This window comes from Gordonia sp. SCSIO 19800, assembly GCF_018132775.1.
In the GTDB taxonomy this organism is placed as follows: Bacteria; Actinomycetota; Actinomycetes; order Mycobacteriales; family Mycobacteriaceae; genus Gordonia; species Gordonia hongkongensis.
The window spans coordinates 81,136-95,278 of record NZ_JAGRQM010000002.1 but is presented as its reverse complement, the minus strand read 5'-3'; the positions used below and the strand labels follow the sequence as shown (position 1 = coordinate 95,278).

Genomic DNA, 14,143 nt, shown 5'->3' with positions numbered 1-14,143 from the left:
ATCTCTTGTATCAGCGATGTACCGCCGATCTCACAGTGGAGAGTCCAATCTCACTCCCGTAGTCTGGGTGCGTACGTGTCCAGAGTGACGGGAGAGACAGATGCGACGCACAACTGTGGCGACGATCGGGGCGATTGCGGCAGTGGGAGCGTTCGGCGTAGGAGCAGGCACCGCCTCCGCCGCACCCGCGGAACGACCCCTCAGCGTGGAGCAGGTCCCCAACGCCGGAGTCACCGTCGGCGCCAACGGCATCACGGGCGGTTTCGTGGCGAGCATCCTCGCCTCGGCCACCGAACCCGGGGTCACGCTGATCACGCTCAACACGACGCCCACCGAGTCCTGCGCCACCAACCTGAAGGATGCGCGCGTCGGGATCACCTGGAAGAACACCTCGACCGGCGCATCCGGCGACGAGGTCTTCGCCGCATGTGCGGACGGTCGTCCGTCCGACGGGGTCGCCGTTGCGACCGGAGCGGGATCGGTCGAGTTCACCACGACGATCCTCGGCCAGGGGGACCAGACCTTCACGGTCGTCCCGGGCAGCGGATCGTTCACGCGCTGACGCCGAGCCGACCACACCCACTCCGCTGAGCGGGAGGGCGCGAGCCACCCACCCTGCTCCCTGATCTGAATGAAGCCCGTAACCCGTGCTCCCTGAGGTGTGAGGAGCGCAAGCGACGAGCCTCGGAGGGCTGGCGAGACACGTTGTTACACCCTTCGTGGCTCGCTTCGCTCGCACCTCAGGGAGCATGGAGATCAGACGCTCACGAGTGTTCTTTCAAAGGTCACGGCGACCCCCTCCGGTACCGCAGTAGACAATTCTGCAAATCTGTATACACGTGCGGTGAACACGTTCTAGATTTGCCGCATGGCCGAGACAGTCACCCAGCTCCTGCAGGCACGCGCCGACGACGACAACCTCGCGATCACCTACGAGGGTCGGCAATGGACGTGGCGCGAGTACATTCGCGACGCCGAACGCGCCGCGTCGGCGATTCTCGGCATCGCCGACACCGAGCGCCCGCTGCATGTGGGTGTGCTGCTCGGGAACACGCCGGACATGCTGATCGCCCTGGCCGCCGGCGCGCTGGGCGGTTACGTGACGGCGGGGATCAACAACACTCGCCGCGGTGAGGGTCTGGCGGCCGACATCGTGCGCGCGGACTGTCAGATCCTGCTCACCGACGCCGAGCACCGCCCTCTCCTCGATGGCTTGGAGCTACCCGGCGTGACGGTGCTGGACACCTCTACTCCGCAGTGGGCCGAGGTGCTCTCCGGCGCCGCGGAGTTGACCCCGCATTCGGTACCCGGGGCGATGGACACGTTCATGCTGATCTTCACCTCGGGGACCAGCGGGAACCCCAAACCGGTCCAATTCGCGCACATGATGATGCCGTTCGCGGGCCCGGTGCTCGCCGACAAATACGACATCGGCCCCGGCGACGTCTGCTACTTGTCGATGCCCCTGTTCCACAGTGCCGCGCTCATGGGGGGTTACTGCGTCGCACTGTGCGGCGGTGCCGCGATCGCGCCCGCCAAGTTCTCCGCCTCTACCTTCCTGGCCGACATCCGCCGCTACAACGCGACGTACATGAACTACGTGGGCAAACCGCTCGCCTACATCCTGGCCACCGAGGAGAGGCCCGACGACGCCGACAATCCGCTTCGGGTGGCGTTCGGCAACGAGGCCACCGACCGCGACATCGACGATTTCTCGCGCCGGTTCGGCTGCACCGTCTGGGACGGCTTCGGTTCCACCGAGCTGGCGATCATCATCACCCGCGAGCCCGGTACCCCGCACGGCTCGATCGGCAAGGGTTTCCCGAACGTCGCAGTGTACAACTCCTCGACGCTGACCGAATGCCCGCGTGCCGAATTCGACTCCAGCGGGGCGCTTCTCAATGCCGACGACGCGATCGGCGAGCTGGTGAACATCGAGGGCGGCGGCATGTTCATGGGCTACTACAACGATTCCGACGCCACCAGCGAGCGTCTCCGCCACGGGATGTACTGGTCGGGCGACCTCGCGTACAAGGACGCCGACGACTGGATCTACCTCGCCGGCCGGACCGGCGACTGGATGCGCGTCGACGGCGAGAACCTCGCCGCCGGACCGATCGAACGGGTGCTGTTGCGCGTTCCCGAGATCAATCGCGTTGCCGTGTACGCCGTTCCGGACGACCACGTCGGCGATGCGGTGATGGCCGCCGTCGTCCTGCAGGACGGCGTCGAGCTGACCCCGGAGTCCTTCGCCGAACAGCTTGCCGCACAGCCCGACCTGTCGCCGAAAGCGTGGCCGACGTATGTCCGGATCGAGGACGACCTGCCCACGACCGCAACGAACAAGATCCTCAAGCGCACCCTGAAATCCGAGGGCGCCGTCCCCGGCACGGGCACACTCTGGGTGCGCGAGCCCCGGTCCCGCGTGTATCGACAAGCCGTCGCCGCACAGGCATGACCTCGACCGCGGCCACCACACCGACACCGGAATCCGCTCCGCAGCAGACGCTTCCGGAGATCGGCTACTACGCCCTCTCGCGCCATCCGGTCGATCCCGCCGAACTCGCCGACGAGGCGCGGCTCGCCGACCGCGCGGGCTTCGGTGCCGCCTTCGTCTCCGAGCGGTTCAACGTGAAGGACGCGGCCGTGCTCGCGGGCGGTCTCGCGGCGGCGAGCCGCCGCATGGGCGTCGCCACGGCCGCGACCAACCACAACACCCGTCACCCCATCATCACCGCGTCCATGGCCGCCACGTTGTCGACCATGACGGGTGGTCGCTTCGCGCTCGGCCTCGGTCGTGGATTCGCCGCACAGTGGCAGGTTCTCGGGGTTCCCGATGTCACGAGCGCCCAGCTCACGGACGCCGCCTCGGTGTTGCGCACCCTTTGGCGCGGCGAGATGATCCTGGGCCACGACGGTCCGCTCGGCACCTACGACTACCTCAACCTCGGTGTCGCGGTTCCACCGGTCCCCATCCTGCTCGTGACGATGTCGCCCAACACCTTACGTCTTGCCGGGTGCATCGCCGACGGTGTCGTCCTGCACACGTTCTTCTCCGACGAGGCCACCATCGCCGCGGTCGAGACCGTCCGGGCGGCGGCCGCCGAGGCCGGCCGGGACCCCGCTTCAGTGCGCATCTGGTCGGTACTGGCCACCGTGCCCGACCAACTCGACGAGGACGACCGGCTGCGCCGTCTGTACGGCCGGCTCGCGACCTATCTCCAGGGATATCCGGATGTCCTGATGCGGGCCAACGGATGGCGTCGGGACGATCTCGAACGGATCAGAGAGAGTCCGGCTTTCGCCGGCGCCCGCGGGCCGATCGACGCCACTGCCACCGCCGACGAACTCACCCGGCTCGCCGAGGTCATCCCGGCGTCATGGGTCGCCGACAGCGCGGTCGGCAGTGCCGAACAGTGCGCGGCCGCCGTGGCGCGCCAGTTCGACCTGGGAGTCGACTCGGTCATCATGCACGGCGCCGCGCCGTCGGAACTCTTGTCGGTGCTGACGGCGTACCGGTCGATACGACCCGCCATGCCGACTCTGCCAGTGAACCCGGGTTCGGTTGCGGGACCATCGGTTCAGTGACCGTCAGTCGGGCACGCCGGGCGGCACCGAGTTGAGCAATGCGCCCGCCTCGACCCGGAGCTGTTGACCGGTCACGTACCGGGCGGCATCGGACACCAGGTAGAGGACCGCCTCCGTGACATCCTCGGGCGCGAGCAGGTCCACCGGCATCGCGTGCAACGATGCGAAGACGTCCTTGACGTCGGCGTAGACCGGCTTCTCGAGATCGGGCCGGAACAGCCGGTAGATCTCGTCGTGATGCACCATCGCGGTGTCGACGTTGCCGGGATGGATCGCGTTGACGCGAATACCTTTCGGCGCCAGGTGCCGGGCGAGGTCGTTGACGAGTCGCGCCACCGCTCGTTTCGAGTGGCCGTAACCGCCTGCACCCGGCCCGGCCTGCGCGGACTCGAACGACGGCATGAACGCGGCCATCGAACCGATGCAGACGATCGATGCACCCGCTTCGAGGTGCGGCAAGGACAATTCGAGGGTGTTGATCACCCCACCGAGATTCACCGACACCGTGTTCAGCCAGGTGACCGAAGGACTCTCGGGCCCGAGCGGGCTGATCCCGGCGTTGGCCACGACGATGTCGAGCCTGCCGAACTGCGCCACCGCGTCGTCGATCGCGGCCTGCAGAGCGTCTCGGCTTCGGACGTCGGCGATCTTCGCGATCACGCGACTGTCCGTCGCGTCGACCATCTTCGCGGTCTGCTGCAGGTCGTCCGGGGTACTCATGGCGTAATTGACCGTCGTGATCTGATCGCAGATGTCGATGGCGATGATGTCGGCACCCTGCTCGGCCATCCGCACCGCGTGGCTGCGTCCCTGGCCCCGTGCCGCGCCCGTCACGAGTGCGACCTTCCCGTCGAGTCTGGTACTCACTCGCGCTCTCCTCGTCCCGGCGGCCACGAGTCCGGCCGCCGCGTCTGCGCGCAGCCTAGCCGACGGCCATCCTTCGTGTGGCGGAATGGATTTGCTGTTCGCAAGGTCGCCCGGCGCGGCCGGCCCGCACAGCTGCACACCGCCGCGCCGGTTCCCTGGACACCAGTCCAATTCCTCGGTAGTGTCCGATCAGCGGCCTGGGTGAGCCCGGTCACATCGGCCCGGCCCGCGCAGCTCGATCGAAAGGGCGTGCCCGTGCCGGACACCGTCGGAATCCCGACTTGCATAGACGAACTCACCCCGACGTGGTTGACCTCATTCCTCCGCTCTCACGGTCACGACGTCAGCGTAGAGTCGGTCGGTGCCGAACCGGTGGGAACCGGGCAGATGGCGGGTTCCTATCGCCTCCACCTCGGGCATGACAGCCCAGCGACGTTGCCCGACACCATGATCGCGAAGCTTGCGACCGGGTCTCCGGACCAGCGCGAGTTCGGATCGGGGGTGTTCCGCAACGAGGTGCGCTTCTATCGCGACCTCGCCGCGTCGTTCACGGTGCCGATGCCCGACTGCTTCGCCGCGACCATCTCCGATCGCGGCACCGAGTTCGTACTCTTGCTGGAGGACATGGGCGCAGCCGTGCAGGGCGATCAGATCGCCGGCTGCACACCCGCGCAGGCCGAGGCGGTAGCCGTGGCGACTGCTGGTCTCCACGCTCCCCGGTGGAACGATCCGACCCTGCTGGCCGAGATGCCGTTGCCCACCGACGCCGACCGGGAGGTGATGGAGTCGATCCTCGCTCCGATGGCGGAGGTCTACCGCGAACGCTTCTCCCCTATCGGTCCGTCATCGGCAGCGGTCGACTGGCTCGTCCGTGAAGCCGGCCAGTGGCTGGTCGCCCCGCTGGACAATGCCACCCTGATCCATGGCGACCTCCGGGTCGACAACGTCCTGTTCGGCCCGTCCGGTGAGGTCACGGTGATCGACTGGCAGACGATCACCACCGGTAACCCGCTGCGCGACATCGCCTTCCTGCTGAGTACCAGTCTGACCACCGACGACCGGCGCCGGCACGAGCGCGGCATCGTCGCCTCGTATCATCGGGCGTTGGTCACCGCCGGCGTCGGCGACTACACGCTCGACGACTGCTGGGACGACTACGTCGGCAACCTCATCCAGGCGCCGCTGATCATCGTGTTCGGCTCCGCTGCTGCACAACCCACCGAGCGTGGCAACGCGATGTTCGATGCGATGCTGTCCCGCAGTGCAGCCGCGATCGACGATCTCGCACCCGGAGGGCTGTGAACCGTGCCGTCACTGGTCATCGGGGGCAACGGGTTTCTCGGTTCTCATCTCGTTCGGCAGCTCGTGGACGCGGGCGAGGAGGTGCGGGTGTTCACCCGGCCCACGAGTGGCCTCCGGACCCTGGCCGGTCTCGGCGTCGATCACGTGACGGGCGATCTCTTCGACGCCGACGCCGTCGCGCGGGCGATGACCGGTTGCGACGTGGTGTTCCACTGCGCGGTCGACACGCGCGCCTGGTTGCGCGATCCGGCACCGCTGTACCGGACGAACGTCGAGGCCCTGCGTTCGGTGCTCGACGTCGCAGCCCGGATGCCACTGCGGAAGTTCGTGTTCACCAGCACCGCGGCGACCATCGGGCGGGTGAACGGCCGTCGGGCGACGGAGGACGATGTGTTCAACTGGGCCGCGCGGGCTCCCGCCTATGTGCGCAGTCGCGTGGCCGCCGAGGACCTGGTGCTGCGTCGAGCGCAGGACGACGCGGTACCCGCCCTCGCGATGTGCGTCGCCAACACCTACGGACCCGGCGACTGGCAACCAACTCCCCACGGCGCATTCGTTGCCGGTGCGGCGCTGGGCAAGTTGCCGTTCACCGTCCGCGGCTGTCGCGCCGAGTCGGTCGGCATCGACGACGCCGCGCAGGCGCTGCTCCTCGCGGCGGACCGCGGCGAGGTCGGCGAACGCTACATCGTCTCCGAGCGGTCCATCGACACCGGTGAGATCGTGGCCATCGCCGCCGCGACCGCGGATCGTCAGCCCCCGCGCGTCGTTCTCGACCGCGCTGCGCTGTACACCTTCGGGGCGGTGGGTTCCGCCCGTGGGGCGCTGACGCGCAAGCCGGTGCAGTTGACGATCCCCTCGGTCCGGTTGATGCACTTCATGTCCGAGATGGACCACGGCAAGGCCGAACGCGACCTCGGATGGCATCCACGCCCGGTGACCGAGGCCATCGCCGACGGTGCCCGCTTCTGGCTCGAACGACGCGCCGCCCGCCGCGCTGGTTGAGCCGGCTCCACCCCCGCTGGTTGAGCCGGCACCGAGCGAAGCCGCCGGGCCGAGCAAGCGACGAAGGAGCGCGTCGAGGTCGAGGCGCCGAGTCGAAGCCACTTGGTGACCTCGACGAGCTCGGTCAGCGGGCGAGTCAACCCGCCCTGCTCCCCAATCCCCAAGAACCGCAAAAGCACTGGTCCCTGAGGTGCGACGAGCGCAAGCCGCCGGGCCGAGCAAGCGACGTAGGAGCGCGTCGAGGTCGACGAGCCACGAAGGGCCTGGTGGGGCACCTTGCGAGCCCTTCGTGGCTCGCTTCGCTCGCACCTCAGGGAGCAGAGGGGTGGCCCTCCGCAAGCTCCGCACGCTTCTCAGGGAGGACGAACGCGATCGATCTCAGGGACCGGAAGGCCCGGCCAGGATGCCGGCGAGTTCGTCGAGGCTGTAGGGCGAGGTGCCCTTGTGGTCGCGGTAAGCGACGAAACTCGCCTGCTGCGACTCGAACCGGCCGATGAATCCACCGGCAGCGCTGAAGATCTCGCCGGTGATGTGCTCGGCGGCGTCACTGGCCAGGAACACGTACAGCGGGGCGACGTACTCGGGCGGGGCGGGATCGAGCGCCGCGTCGCGCGTGGGGTCGTCGAGGATTCCGCGACGATGGAGTCCTTCGATGTGGGCGACGTAGTCGTCGCCGGAGGACAGCCTCGACTTCGCTCCCGGCATCACCACGTTGACGCGTACGTGATGATCCCGGAGGTCCGCGGCCGCGGCGAGGGCGAGTGCGTTGACGCCGCCCTTCGCCGCGGGATAGCCGCTGCCACCGAACATTCCGAGCGAGGCCGCCGAACCCGTGAGCACGACCGACCCCGATCCTTGTTCGACGAACACCCTCCCCGCGGCCTGTAGGAGATGGAAGGCGCTCATCAGGTGGGCGTCGATCTGCTCGCAGAACTCGTCGGAAGCGATGGTCAGCACCGTCGAACCGGGAGGTTCGGCGATGCCGGCGCAGTTGATGGCGATGTCGAGGGCACCGAACTCCGCCAGCGCCGCCTCGACCATCGCCTGCGCCACTCCGTCGTCACCCGCGGACCCGCGAACGCCCACGGCATATCCGCCGCCGCCGCGGATCTCGGCGACGGTGTCGTCGACGGCCTGTCCGTCACGACCGTTGACGACGACCGAGACTCCCTGTCCGGCCAGCGCATACGAGACGGCCAGTCCGATACCGCGGGTCGCGCCTGCGACAACGGCGACCCGGCCCCCCAGTCCCGCGCCGCCGGGTGACCAGCCGCCGCCCGACGTCACGCCGAGCTGCCCACCGGCGTGATCGGGATCGACCGCCCGCGGTCGACGAATTCGAAACTCGCGCCCCCGCTGAAGCGTGCGACGGCCACCTCGCCGTACTCCTTCTGCGGCGTGTCCGCCTTGGTGATCCGGACGACGAGATCGCCGTCGGCCTCGGTCACGTCCGCGACGACGAGATACGGATCGACGGCGGTCGCCGCCGCCTGCAACGGTTCGACGTGGTCGATATCGAGGATCGACGTCCAACCGCCGTCGGTCATCGCATCGGACTCCCGGGGGATTCGGACGGTGACCGTGTCCCCGTCGGCCTCTGCGGTGAGTCCCGTGTACTGGGTCGGACCGAAACACGGATGCAGGGCCAGTACCTGGGCGAGACCTGCGGCGTCGGCGGACAGATCGAGCGCGACGCGAATCCGGTCGGCAGCGAGTCCGGCGATGCCGATCAGCTGCTTGCGGAAGATCTCGGTGGTCTGCGCCTCGCTCTCGGCATACCTGCGCAGGCTGACGAGGAAGCCCAGCGACAACAACTGGTGTTGCAGCGCAACCTCTTCGGCGACCCGCACCAGAGCCGACGTCGACCACTCCGCGAACTGCAGATCCTCGACGAGCGGGCCGCGGTAGTCGACCCAGCCGTCGGTCTCCGTGGTGTCGATGGCCGACAGGACGAGTTGACCGGCCCTCGTCTCGAACATGTCGACCGAATCCGGTGGCAGCGGCAGCTCGTCTCGATCCGGTTCGATCGTGACCGTCCACTCACAGTGCGGCGTGCGATCGACCGGTCGACGCGGGGGGCGATGAACCGGACGGATTCGTGCGCGCCGGTTGGTCGCGATCGCCGTCGCATCGAAGGTGGGGTCCTCGATGTCGTGACACATGGTCGTCACGTAGTCGTCGCCGAGGGGTTCGACGTCGAGCAGCGCGCCGCAGTGATCGAGCACGAACGACCCGTGGTACTCGTCGTCGATGCGGTATCGGAAGTCCATGAACTGCGGTGGCGCACCGATGTCGAGTTGCAGACACTTGAACATGTCCTCGACACCGTCGCCGTCGATACCCAGGGCCGTGCGCATGCGATGCGTGTAGACCGGACTCGCGGCCATCCACTCCTCGATGGCGACCTTGCCCATCACGTCCCGGCCGAAGGCGCTGATGAGATGCGCCATGCCGCTGCGGTCGATCATCTGACCCGACAGCAGCAGTTCCGGTACGAGCACGGCGAGCTGATCCTGACTCAGACCTTGGTAGGTCGGGGCTGTGGAAGTCATGTCAGTTCACCAGAACGCGACCGGGGCCTTGCCGAAGTCGTACCAACCCGGCAGATTACCCGGCGCCGACTTCTCCACACGCTTGAGCATCGGCTCACTCATCGCGTTGTTCTTCATCATCTCGATGAAGAGAGCCGAGACGTTGCCGTAGTCGAAGAAGTCACGCTGCCAACGGAACTGGAAGTTTCCTCCGTACTTGAACCAGCTACCCTGGATGCCCTCGAGGGCGTAGTGGCTGCCGTCGTCGCGTGTGCCCTCGTAGATCTGCTTCCACAGCCCGATCATGTCGCCGGTCTGGTCATCGATGACCCAGGCCTGGTACGGGTACTCCCACCCCTGCAGACCCTCCATCTCCTGTCCGAGGGCGAGCTCGCGGATCTCCTCGCGGCCGACGGCCATGAAATCCTTGTTGGGGCCGTAGTTCCACCCGTAGGTGGCATCCTCGGTGTAAAAGTCGGCCAGGGGCTTCCAGTCCCCCGACTTTTCGGCCTCGATGTTGGCGGCGAGCCACCGCTCCTTCATCTCGTCGAGTTCGGCACGGTCAAAAGACATGTGTTCCACCTTTATTCGATCGTTCGGGTCTTGCGTGGGCGACGTGGTCGGAGCTCAGTCCTCGATGATCCGAAGGGCCTGAGTCGGGCAGTAGTGCACGCCGGCCTCGACCTCGGCGCGCTGGGATTCGTCGGGGGTCGCGTCGAGGATCTCCACATGATCGGTGTGCGCGGCGAAGACCTCGGGCGCCTCGAGCTCACACATCCCATGTCCCTGGCAGAGGTCCAGGTCCACCTCGACGCGCATCACGCGTCCTGACGCTTGCGGTAGGCGACGCGGCAGGGTTGCTGCAGCTGGACCACCATCTTCGAGTGGTCGTTGCGGTAGCTCTCGGGCGGCTGCAACATCTCGAACTCGTAGTTCTGGAAGAGCACCGAGAAGATGGCCTTCAGTTGCATGATCGCGAATTGCGCACCGACGCAACGGTGACGACCTGCGCCGAAGGGGATCCAGGTCCAGCGATTGACCAGATCCTCCTGCCGCGGTTTGTCGTAACGGTCGGGGTCGAAGGTGTCCGCCTCGGGGAAGTCCTCGGGCAGCCGGTTGGAGATCGCCGGCGAGACGGCGATCGACTGCCCGGCCTTCACCTCGAAGTCCTCGACGTGAAAGTCGTTCTGCACCACGCGCATGAGGATGATGAGCGGCGGGTGCAGCCGCAGCGCTTCTTTGAGCGCGTTCTCGAGCTGCGGCATCTGACGGGTGTGCGCAAAGGTGTATTCCGGGCGCTCGCCGGGCGGGGTCTCGCCGTAGATCTCGTCGAGCTCCTCGTACACGCGTCGCATGTAGTCGGGGTTGCGCAGCAGTTCGATGAGGGTCCACGCGGCGGTGCCCGACGTCGTGTGGTGGCCCGCGAACATCATCGAGATGAACATGCCGGTGATGGTGTTGGCGTCGAAGCCGACCTGGACGAGGACGTCCATCAGGTCGCGATCTTCCTTGTCCTCGGTCGGGTTCGCGATCCGCTCGTCCATCACGCCCTGGATGAACTCGACCAGTTCTGCCCGGGCCTCGTCACGCTTGCGGAAGCTCTCGATGTCGGCCTTGTAATCCACGTAGGCGATCGGGTCCGTGCCCTTTTCCAGGTCGTGGAAGAGATGGGCGATGTGTCCGCTGAGCCGTTCCCGGAACTTCCGTCCGATGAGACACGACGACGACGTGTAGAGGGTCAGCTCGGCGAAGAAGTCGAGGAGGTCGATCTCTCCCTCGTCCCCCCAGTCGGCGATGATCCGCTCGACCTCGTTGGGGATGGTCACCGCGTGCTGCTTCATGTGCGCGCCCTTGAGCGCCGAGTTGTGGATCGCCTTCGACCGTTCCTCGGGACTCGTGTCGAACACGACGCCCTCACCGAACACCGGTGTCATGAACGGGTATGCGGCAGCCTGGTCCAGGTCCTCTTCGGGCGCGCGGAAGAACTCCTCGCTCGCCGCCGATCCCGAGACGAGCACCACCTCGCGGTCGGCGAGCTGGAACATGCCGACGTCACCGCATTCCTCACGGACGCGCCAGAACAGCGAGATCGGGTCGGTGGCGAGTTCGTCGAGATGTCCGTGTTCGCCCTCGCCACCCGAGACGCGATTCGGTTGTTTCAGGCCTGATTCGGTGATGGCGGTCATCCATCCGTCCCCTTCTCCTGTACTGCCTGTCGTTTCTTGTCGCTGACCGCGCCTTCGGCCTCCACCTCGACCGACCGCATGTGCGCTCCGCGCGGCATGGTCACCATGGCCGCGACGGCCTGTGCGATGTGCTCGGGCGAGAGGAAATTGCCGTGGCGGGCCAGACCGTGTGTGATCCAGTCGTTGAGCATGTTCTCGGTCGTCTTCGGGTCGAGGTTCATCCCCATGCCCGTGAGGGTCTGTCCGGGACGGACGACCCCGGCCCGCACACCGGTCCCCTCGAGTTCGAGCTGGATGGTCGCGACCAGTCCGTCGATACCGGACTTCGCGGCTACGTAGGCCGACGACCACGGCCTGGGGTGGATGGCGACATCGGACCCGATGAACACGAAATCGCCTCGCGCACGGTCGATCATGCCGCCGATCACGGCGCGGTAGATACGGTACGCGCCGGTGAGGTGGATGTTGATCTGATCGGCGAAATGATCGGTGCCGGTCTCGTAGGAGAGACCGACTGCGAGATCACCGGCGCCGGCGACGACGATCTCCAGCGGCCCCAGCGCCGCCTCGGCCTTCGCCACGCAATCCACCACCGATTGCTCGTCGGTGACGTCCAACGGTACCGCGACGGCTTCGCCGCCGGCGGCCGTGATCTTGTCGGCGAGTTCCTGTAGCTTCTCCACCCGGCGGGCGGCCAGGGCGACGGGATGGCCCGCGGCGGAGAGGAATTCGGCCGTGGCGGCGCCGATTCCCGACGACGCGCCCGCGACGAAGACCGGTCGGCGCTCGGGATGAGGACGGAAAGCCATCAGCGCACCGTCACCTTCACCGGGAGCTCGGCGAAGCCGCGCACGTTCACCGAGTGGACCCGTACCGCCTTGTCGGCATCGATCTCCACTGCCCGGATCGACTTGATCACCTCGGTCAGGCCGATGTTGGCCTCGAGGCGCGCGAGGTGCGCCCCGAGGCAGAAGTGGGCGCCCAGGCCGAAACTCATCAGGGACTGGGCGCAGTCGCGGCCGATCTCGTACCGGCCGGCGTCGGCGCCGAACACCTCGACGTCGCGGTTCGCCGAACCGACGAGCAGGAGTACGCGGTCGCCCGCCGGGATCACGAAGTCGCCATAAGGGGCATCCTCGATCACCCGCCGCACGACGATCTGCGTCGAGTTGTCGTAGCGCAGCGTCTCCTCGGTCCAGTCCGGGACGACGACTTCCGGGTCGGCGAAGACCTTGGCGATCTCGTCCGGATTGCGCCAGCCCCAATACAGGGCGTTGGCAAGCAGTTTGGTGGTGGTCTCGTTGCCCGCCACCACCATCAGGACCATGAACCCGACGATCTCGTCCTCGGTGAGCTTCGTCTTCTCACCGGTCTCGTCGTCGTCGATCTCGGCCGCGATGAGGGCCGAGACCAGATCCTCGCCGGGGTTCTTGCGACGGTCGGCGATGAGCTCCGAATAGTACTTGTGCAGTTCGATGTACGCGTACACCGCCGCCTCGGGAAGGTCGAGGTCGCCGTCCTCGCGATGCAACAGCAGGTCGGACTGGTGGCGCAGCCGGGTGCGATCGGCTTCGGGCACTCCCAGCAGTTCGGACACGACGTCCATCGGGAGCAGGGCGGCGAAGTCGTGCACGAAGTCGAACTCGCCCTTGTCGAGACATCTGCTCCAATGCTGATGGGTGAGGGCGGTGATCCGGCCGGTGAGTTCGTTGACGCGGCGAGGCGTGAAGCCCTTGGAGACGAGTTTGCGGATACGCATGTGCTTGGGGTCGTCCATGGCGAGGAACGACATCGACTTGTGCGCGTCGGGACCGTACGCCGAGGGGTCCATCGACACGCCCCAGCTGTTCGAGAGTCGTTGTGTGTCACGGAATGCGGCACGGACGTCGGCGTGTCCGGCGAGCGCCCAGAAGTTCATCCCGCCGTGGTAGTAGACCGGCGCCTCCGCGCGGAGACGGGAATAGGTCGGGTAGGGATCCTCGTGGAAACCATAGGCATACGGGTCGAAGGGGAGCTCGTGCTCCATCCCCGACACCGCCGTCGTTTCGGTCATCACTTCTCCATCAGTAGATGTGCGGCTGCGACAAGACGTTCGGAGGTCTGCTCGTAGGTCATGTGCCCCATACCGGCGTAGACCAGGCCGCCGGAGTAGATCATCTCCAGGGCGTCGAGCAGCGGGCCCGGGTTCTCCGGGTCCTCTTCGAGGGCGGCGGCGAGACGACGCCGGATGAATGCGCCGATCCGCACGCGCAGGTGTTCGACGTCGGGGTCGCTGCCCAGCAGGGCCACCGTCACCGCACCACCCAGCTGCCCCTCGCCGGCCACGACCAGCGCGACCTCGCGGAGCACCTGCGCGACACGCTCGCTGCGCGTCGCACCGGAATCTGGTTCGAGCACCCCGGCCGAGAGGCGACGCCAGAACACCTCGGCGACGAGGTGACTCTTCGACGAGAAGTAGGTGTAGGCGGTAGCCGGCGCGACCCCGGCGATCTTGGCCACCGACCGCACGGTCAGACCGTCGAAACCCTCGGCGTTCAGCACGTCGACCGCGGCATCGGTGAGGCGTGTGACCGTCTCCGCCTGCTGCTGGGTCAGCCTGCGGCGGGTGGATTCCTGAGACACGGGGCTGGACATGTGAGCCACGCTACACTAGGTTTGAACGCGAGT

At 67.0% G+C, this 14,143-nt stretch carries 14 protein-coding genes; 5 read left to right on the top strand and 9 right to left on the bottom strand.

From position 1 onward, the window contains the following. The first annotated feature begins 100 nt into the window (after positions 1-100). From KB201_RS02865 to KB201_RS02855, 3 genes are all read left to right on the top strand, one after another. Positions 101-562: a hypothetical protein gene (locus tag KB201_RS02865; protein ID WP_211538299.1), complete on the top strand. Its 462-nt coding sequence runs from the start codon at positions 101-103 to the stop codon at positions 560-562. A gap of 306 nt (positions 563-868) precedes the next feature. Beyond that, positions 869-2,458: a fatty-acid--CoA ligase FadD1 gene (gene fadD1, locus KB201_RS02860; protein ID WP_211538298.1), complete on the top strand. Its 1,590-nt coding sequence runs from the start codon at positions 869-871 to the stop codon at positions 2,456-2,458. Next, positions 2,455-3,588 carry a TIGR03857 family LLM class F420-dependent oxidoreductase gene (locus tag KB201_RS02855; protein WP_211538297.1) on the top strand — a complete coding sequence of 378 codons (1,134 nt, stop codon included), beginning with the start codon at positions 2,455-2,457 and terminating at the stop codon, positions 3,586-3,588. Before fadD1 ends, KB201_RS02855 begins: the two co-directional genes overlap by 4 nt. 3 nt (positions 3,589-3,591) lie before the next feature. Here KB201_RS02855 and KB201_RS02850 read toward each other — a convergent pair whose 3' ends face one another. Continuing rightward, positions 3,592-4,455: a mycofactocin-coupled SDR family oxidoreductase gene (locus tag KB201_RS02850; protein WP_211538296.1), complete on the bottom strand. Its 864-nt coding sequence runs from the start codon at positions 4,453-4,455 to the stop codon at positions 3,592-3,594. A 249-nt stretch (positions 4,456-4,704) separates the two neighbouring features. Between KB201_RS02850 and KB201_RS02845 the strand changes: the two genes are divergently transcribed. Together KB201_RS02845 and KB201_RS02840 are read left to right on the top strand one after the other, a co-directional pair. Continuing rightward, positions 4,705-5,757: a phosphotransferase family protein gene (locus KB201_RS02845; RefSeq protein ID WP_374193873.1), complete on the top strand. Its 1,053-nt coding sequence runs from the start codon at positions 4,705-4,707 to the stop codon at positions 5,755-5,757. A 3-nt stretch (positions 5,758-5,760) separates the two neighbouring features. Continuing rightward, positions 5,761-6,759, top strand: coding sequence for an NAD-dependent epimerase/dehydratase family protein (locus tag KB201_RS02840; protein WP_205334410.1), 999 nt, complete (start codon positions 5,761-5,763; stop codon positions 6,757-6,759). A 378-nt stretch (positions 6,760-7,137) separates the two neighbouring features. Here KB201_RS02840 and KB201_RS02835 read toward each other — a convergent pair whose 3' ends face one another. From KB201_RS02835 to KB201_RS02800, 8 genes are read right to left on the bottom strand one after another with little or no spacing between them, the layout of a single operon-like run. Continuing rightward, positions 7,138-8,046 (bottom strand): SDR family NAD(P)-dependent oxidoreductase, encoded by a 909-nt coding sequence (locus tag KB201_RS02835; protein WP_211538295.1) that lies wholly within the window; start codon positions 8,044-8,046, stop codon positions 7,138-7,140. Then, a complete protein-coding gene (locus tag KB201_RS02830) occupies positions 8,043-9,311 on the bottom strand; it encodes a hypothetical protein (protein WP_211538294.1) in 1,269 nt (422 codons plus the stop codon). Before KB201_RS02830 ends, KB201_RS02835 begins: the two co-directional genes overlap by 4 nt. A gap of 6 nt (positions 9,312-9,317) precedes the next feature. Then, positions 9,318-9,863, bottom strand: coding sequence for a nuclear transport factor 2 family protein (locus tag KB201_RS02825; RefSeq protein WP_211538293.1), 546 nt, complete (start codon positions 9,861-9,863; stop codon positions 9,318-9,320). 54 nt (positions 9,864-9,917) lie between these two features. Continuing rightward, positions 9,918-10,109, bottom strand: a complete 192-nt coding sequence (locus KB201_RS02820; protein ID WP_058252397.1) for a ferredoxin — start codon at positions 10,107-10,109, stop codon at positions 9,918-9,920. Beyond that, positions 10,109-11,476 (bottom strand): cytochrome P450, encoded by a 1,368-nt coding sequence (locus KB201_RS02815; protein ID WP_211538292.1) that lies wholly within the window; start codon positions 11,474-11,476, stop codon positions 10,109-10,111. The genes KB201_RS02820 and KB201_RS02815 overlap by 1 nt, the downstream gene beginning before the upstream one ends. Then, complete coding sequence (locus KB201_RS02810) at positions 11,473-12,285, bottom strand: SDR family oxidoreductase (RefSeq protein WP_211538291.1); 813 nt, start codon at positions 12,283-12,285, stop codon at positions 11,473-11,475. Before KB201_RS02810 ends, KB201_RS02815 begins: the two co-directional genes overlap by 4 nt. After that, the gene (locus tag KB201_RS02805; protein WP_211538290.1) at positions 12,285-13,529 is read right to left on the bottom strand and encodes a cytochrome P450; all 1,245 of its coding nucleotides are present in this window, start codon (positions 13,527-13,529) and stop codon (positions 12,285-12,287) included. Before KB201_RS02805 ends, KB201_RS02810 begins: the two co-directional genes overlap by 1 nt. Then, entirely contained in the window at positions 13,529-14,110 is a 582-nt protein-coding gene (locus KB201_RS02800) for a TetR/AcrR family transcriptional regulator (protein WP_211538289.1), read from the bottom strand. Before KB201_RS02800 ends, KB201_RS02805 begins: the two co-directional genes overlap by 1 nt. Between the last annotated feature and the right edge of the window lie 33 nt (positions 14,111-14,143).

Coding starts and splice junctions, on each gene's coding strand:
- KB201_RS02865 (WP_211538299.1), top strand. CDS start 101: ATGCGACGCACAACTGTGGCGACGATCGGGGCGATTGCGGCAGTGGGA.
- fadD1 (WP_211538298.1), top strand. CDS start 869: ATGGCCGAGACAGTCACCCAGCTCCTGCAGGCACGCGCCGACGACGAC.
- KB201_RS02855 (WP_211538297.1), top strand. CDS start 2,455: ATGACCTCGACCGCGGCCACCACACCGACACCGGAATCCGCTCCGCAG.
- KB201_RS02830 (WP_211538294.1), bottom strand. CDS start 9,311: ATGACTTCCACAGCCCCGACCTACCAAGGTCTGAGTCAGGATCAGCTC.
- KB201_RS02825 (WP_211538293.1), bottom strand. CDS start 9,863: ATGTCTTTTGACCGTGCCGAACTCGACGAGATGAAGGAGCGGTGGCTC.
- KB201_RS02820 (WP_058252397.1), bottom strand. CDS start 10,109: ATGCGCGTCGAGGTGGACCTGGACCTCTGCCAGGGACATGGGATGTGT.
- KB201_RS02815 (WP_211538292.1), bottom strand. CDS start 11,476: ATGACCGCCATCACCGAATCAGGCCTGAAACAACCGAATCGCGTCTCG.
- KB201_RS02810 (WP_211538291.1), bottom strand. CDS start 12,285: ATGGCTTTCCGTCCTCATCCCGAGCGCCGACCGGTCTTCGTCGCGGGC.
- KB201_RS02805 (WP_211538290.1), bottom strand. CDS start 13,529: ATGACCGAAACGACGGCGGTGTCGGGGATGGAGCACGAGCTCCCCTTC.
- KB201_RS02800 (WP_211538289.1), bottom strand. CDS start 14,110: ATGTCCAGCCCCGTGTCTCAGGAATCCACCCGCCGCAGGCTGACCCAG.